This window comes from Streptomyces sp. LS1784, from assembly GCF_020103755.1.
Lineage (GTDB): Bacteria > Actinomycetota > Actinomycetes > Streptomycetales > Streptomycetaceae > Kitasatospora.
This window is the reverse complement of sequence record NZ_JAHSQD010000687.1, coordinates 1-3,872: the sequence shown is the minus strand read 5'-3', so window position 1 is coordinate 3,872 and position 3,872 is coordinate 1. Positions and strand designations below refer to the sequence as shown.

The window sequence follows — 3,872 nt, the reverse complement described above, 5'->3', positions numbered from 1 at the left end:
GCACCGAGTCGCGCAGGGCGAGCCGGGGGCCGAGCGGGAGCCAGCGGCCGAGCCGGCCGAACAGGCCGACCAGGTAGGGCACGAGGGCGACCATGCCGAGCTCGGCGAGGGCCGAGCCGCCGAGGACCGCGAAGCTGCGGTTGCCGACGCCGCTGGTGGCGCCGTACAGGGCGAGGGCCGCGCCGCCGCCGACGATCAGCAGCCCCGCGACGGCGAGCTTGCGGCTCGGCGGCTTGAGCGTGTCACGGCCGGTGAGCGCGGCGACGACGTCCTGGCGGGAGGCCTGGACGGCGGGCACGACGGCGGCCAGCAGGCCGGTGACGAGCCCGACCAGGAGGATGCCGAGCAGGTCGAGCGGCGGCACGGCGAAGTGGCCGAAGCGCCGGCCGGAGCGCTCCTCGGCGGTGGTGCGCAGCAGGGCGACCAGGCCGGTGCCGAGGCCCAGGCCGATCACGGCGCCGGTGATGCCGAGGACGATGCCGCCGCCGAGCACGACCGCGCGGACGTTGGCGCGTTCACCGCCGGCGGCGGCGAGCAGTCCGAGCTGTCGCCGGGAGCGTCGGGCGCCGACGGCGAAGGCGGGGCCCGCGAGGAGGACGATCTCCAGCAGGGCCATGCCGACGACGGTGGCGAGGATGACGATGTCGGTCCGGTTGAAGTAGCTGGTGCCGACGGAGTGCTTCTGCTCGGCGTAGAACGGGACGTCGGCACGGGCCGGCGGGTCGGCCAGGACGGCGCGCGAGGTCACCTGGAAGCCGTACTCGTTGAGTTCCTTGACCTTCTGCCAGTCGATCGTGGCCCCGGCCGGGAGCTTGACCAGCCAGCGGGAGGTCTCGTCGGGGGCCTGCGTCGTGGCGTTGGAGCCCTGCATCGGGCCGTTGGAGCCGTCCGACGGCTTGGGGAGGCGGTTGAGCACGGTGCCGGGGCGGGCGGTGAGCTCGGTGGCGCGCAGTTCGCCGGGGTACTCGTAGACGCCGGTGATGGTGAAGGGGCTGGTCTCCAGGCCGCGGACGGCGGTCTTGTCCCCGATCTTGAGCCCGGAGCGCTTGAGGAAGTCCCGGGTGACGGCGGCCTCGGTGTCCGCGGCGGGAGCTCGGCCGTCGACGAGGTTGATCCGGCCCTGCCAGACCGGGTCGGTCAGGTCGGCCTCGCTGACCCGGGTGCTGAGCAGGCCTTCGGCGCTGGTCGCGGCGGTGTACGGGCCCTGGAGCTCGGGCACCAGGGTGGCGCCGGCCGGGAGCAGCTGGCGGGCCAGCTCGGCGGGTGCGGTGTCGAGGGCGCGCTGCTGCGCGGGGGTGTACGTGGGGGCTTCGCCGTCCTTGGCATCGTCCTTGGGGCTCTGGATGGTGAGCCCCTTGTCGGGGTCGGGCGCCTGCTTGACGGAGGAGCCGCGTTCGACCATGTGCACTTCGCCGGCCGCCTGGCCCATGTACCGGACGGCGCGTTCGGCGGGCGTGAGTTCGGCGCTGCGGAAGACCACGTCGGCGCCGGTGACGCCGAGGACGGGCAGGGCGACCATGGCGATGACGAGGGCGCTGCGGCCCTTGGAACGCAGGGCGTCGCGGCGGGCTATGCGCAGGGCCACCCGCCATGCGCTGAGCTTCACTCGTCCACCTTCATGCTGTTGGTGGCGGCGCTGACGAGCAGGCTGGCGGCGTCCTGGCTGACGGACTCGTCGACCATGCGGCCGTCGCGCAGGAAGACGACCCGGTCGGCCCAGGCTGCGTGCCGGGCCTCGTGGGTGACCATCATGGCGGCGGCGCCGGCGTCGCAGCGGGCGCGCAGGACGGCGAGGACGGCCTCGCCGGTGGTGGAGTCGAGGGCGCCGGTGGGTTCGTCGGCGAGGACGAGGCGGCGGTCGCCGATCAGGGCACGGGCGATGGCGACGCGCTGCTGCTGGCCGCCGGACATGTCGTCGGGGAAGCGGTCGGCGAGTTCGGGGATGCCGAGCTCCTCCAGGGCGGCGACGGCCTCGCGGCGGGCGGCGCGGGTGGACAGCCCGTCGAGTTCGCGCGGCAGCGAGATGTTCTCGGCGGCGGTGAGCGCCGGGATCAGGTTGTAGTCCTGGAAGACGTAGCCGACGGAGCGGCGGCGGACTTGGGCGAGCTTCTTGCGGTTGAGCTCGCCGAGGGCGACGCCCTCGACCAGGACCCGGCCGCCGCTCGGGGTGTCCAGGCCGCCGGCCAGGGTGAGCAGGGTCGACTTGCCGGAGCCGGAGGGGCCCATGACGGCGACGAACTCGCCGGGGTGGACCTTGAGGTCGACGCCGCGCAGGGCCTGGACCTCGGCGGCGCCGTGGCCGTGGACGCGGGTGACGTTCTCCAGGTGGAGCACCGGCGCCTGCCTGGCCTCTTCGGTGTGGGACACGAATTCCCCCCTTGTGCTGGGTGTGGGCCCGGAGTCGGGGCCGGGCCTGGTGGTTCGGGTGTTGCGGGGGCTCAGGTGCGCAGGCGGCGGCCGCGCCTGGCGGGCGCGGCGCTGTCGCGGGCGGCCTCGGCGGTGCGGTTCTGCAGGACTTCGGCCTGCTGGGCGAGCCGGGTCTCGCAGTGGTCGAGCCAGCGGACCTCCGCTTCGGTCTGGAAGATCAGCTGGTCGAGGACGAGCAGCCAGGCCAGGTCGTGGCCGGCCGAGGGCACCGTGCCGGGGCGCGCCTCGCCGGACAGGGCGCGGCCCTTGAGCCGGGTGTAGTCCTGGAGCGCCTTGATGCTGTGCCGGCGCTGGCCCTGGACGACGGCCGAGACGTCCACCCCGGGGACGGTCACCGCCATGGCGAGCTTGATCGCCAGTTCGTCGCGCGGGGGGTTGGTCCGGGGCACCGGGGTGTCGAACCAGGTCCGCAGTTCGTCCCGGCCGGCGTCGGTGGCGGCGTAGAACTGGTGGCCCTCGTCGTCCTCCCCCGCCGGCTCGACCAGCCCGTCGCGCTCAAGCCGCGACAGCGTGGTGTAGACCTGCCCGACGTTGAGCGGCCAGGTGGCGCCGGTGCGCGCCTCGAACTCGGTGCGCAGCTGGTAGCCGTAGCGCGGGCCCTGGTCGAGCAGGGCGAGCAGACCGTGACGGATGGACATACCGAGTATGTATACCCGGTATGTCCATCCGTCTCAAGCCGAGTACCCATCCCCCGGCGACCGGGTACCGTCGTGCGGTGTGAGCCAGTTGCGCATCGCCACCTTCAACCTGTTGCACGGCCAGCCGCTCGCCCCGGACGGCGCCCCGCGGCCCTACCCCTCCGACGCCGGCACGCCGCTGGCGGATGCGGTGGCCGCCCTGGACGCCGACGTGCTGGCGCTCCAGGAGGTGGACCGGCACCAGTCGCGTTCCGGCGGCACCGACCAGGCGGCGGTGGCGGCCTCGGCGATGGGCGCCAAGGACTGGCGCTTCGCCGCCGCGCTGCACGGCCGCCCGGCGCCGGTGGCGGGCTGGGTGCCGGAGCCGTCCGGCCCGAACGGCCTGCGGGTGTACGGGCCGGACGAGGTGGACGACGGCTCCCCGCCCTCCTACGGGACAGCGCTGCTGACGAGGCTTCCGGTACGGCACTGGCGGGCCCGGCGGTTCGCCCCGGCGCCGTTCGGGCTGCCGCTGCGGGTGGCCGGGCGGCGCGGGCTGACCCCGGTGCCGGACGAACCACGGGCCGCGCTGGCGGCCGTCCTGGAGGGCGAGCGGGGTCCGTTCACCGTGGTGGCGGCGCACCTGTCCTTCGTCCCCGGCTGGAACATGGCGCAGCTGGCCGGCATCCGGCGCTGGATCGCCGACCTCCCCCAGCCGTACCTGGTGCTGGGCGACTTCAACCTGGTCGGCGCGGTGCCGCGCACGGTGCTCGGCGGGGCGACGGTGCTGGAGCGCACCGCGCCCCGGGTGCGGGTGCGCGAGCTGCG

General features: G+C 74.7%; 4 protein-coding genes. 1 reads left to right on the top strand and 3 read right to left on the bottom strand.

The annotated features are described in order from the left end of the window. The 3 genes from KS423_RS48265 to KS423_RS40565 all read right to left on the bottom strand — a co-directional run. A partial coding sequence (locus tag KS423_RS48265) for an FtsX-like permease family protein (protein ID WP_224284742.1) occupies window positions 1–1,606 on the bottom strand: 1,606 nt, incomplete at its 3' end. Next, window positions 1,603–2,367, bottom strand: coding sequence for an ABC transporter ATP-binding protein (locus KS423_RS40570; protein ID WP_224284741.1), 765 nt, complete (start codon window positions 2,365–2,367; stop codon window positions 1,603–1,605). The genes KS423_RS40570 and KS423_RS48265, both read right to left, overlap by 4 nt. Before the next feature lie 71 nt (window positions 2,368–2,438). Then, a complete protein-coding gene (locus tag KS423_RS40565) occupies window positions 2,439–3,065 on the bottom strand; it encodes a PadR family transcriptional regulator (RefSeq protein ID WP_224284740.1) in 627 nt (208 codons plus the stop codon). 79 nt (window positions 3,066–3,144) lie between these two features. On the opposite strand from KS423_RS40565, the gene KS423_RS40560 reads away from it, so the two are divergent. Beyond that, window positions 3,145–3,872, top strand: a 728-nt coding sequence (locus tag KS423_RS40560; protein WP_224284739.1) for an endonuclease/exonuclease/phosphatase family protein, incomplete at its 3' end; no start/stop codon positions are given.

Coding starts and splice junctions, on each gene's coding strand:
- KS423_RS40565 (WP_224284740.1), bottom strand. CDS start 3,065: ATGTCCATCCGTCACGGTCTGCTCGCCCTGCTCGACCAGGGCCCGCGC.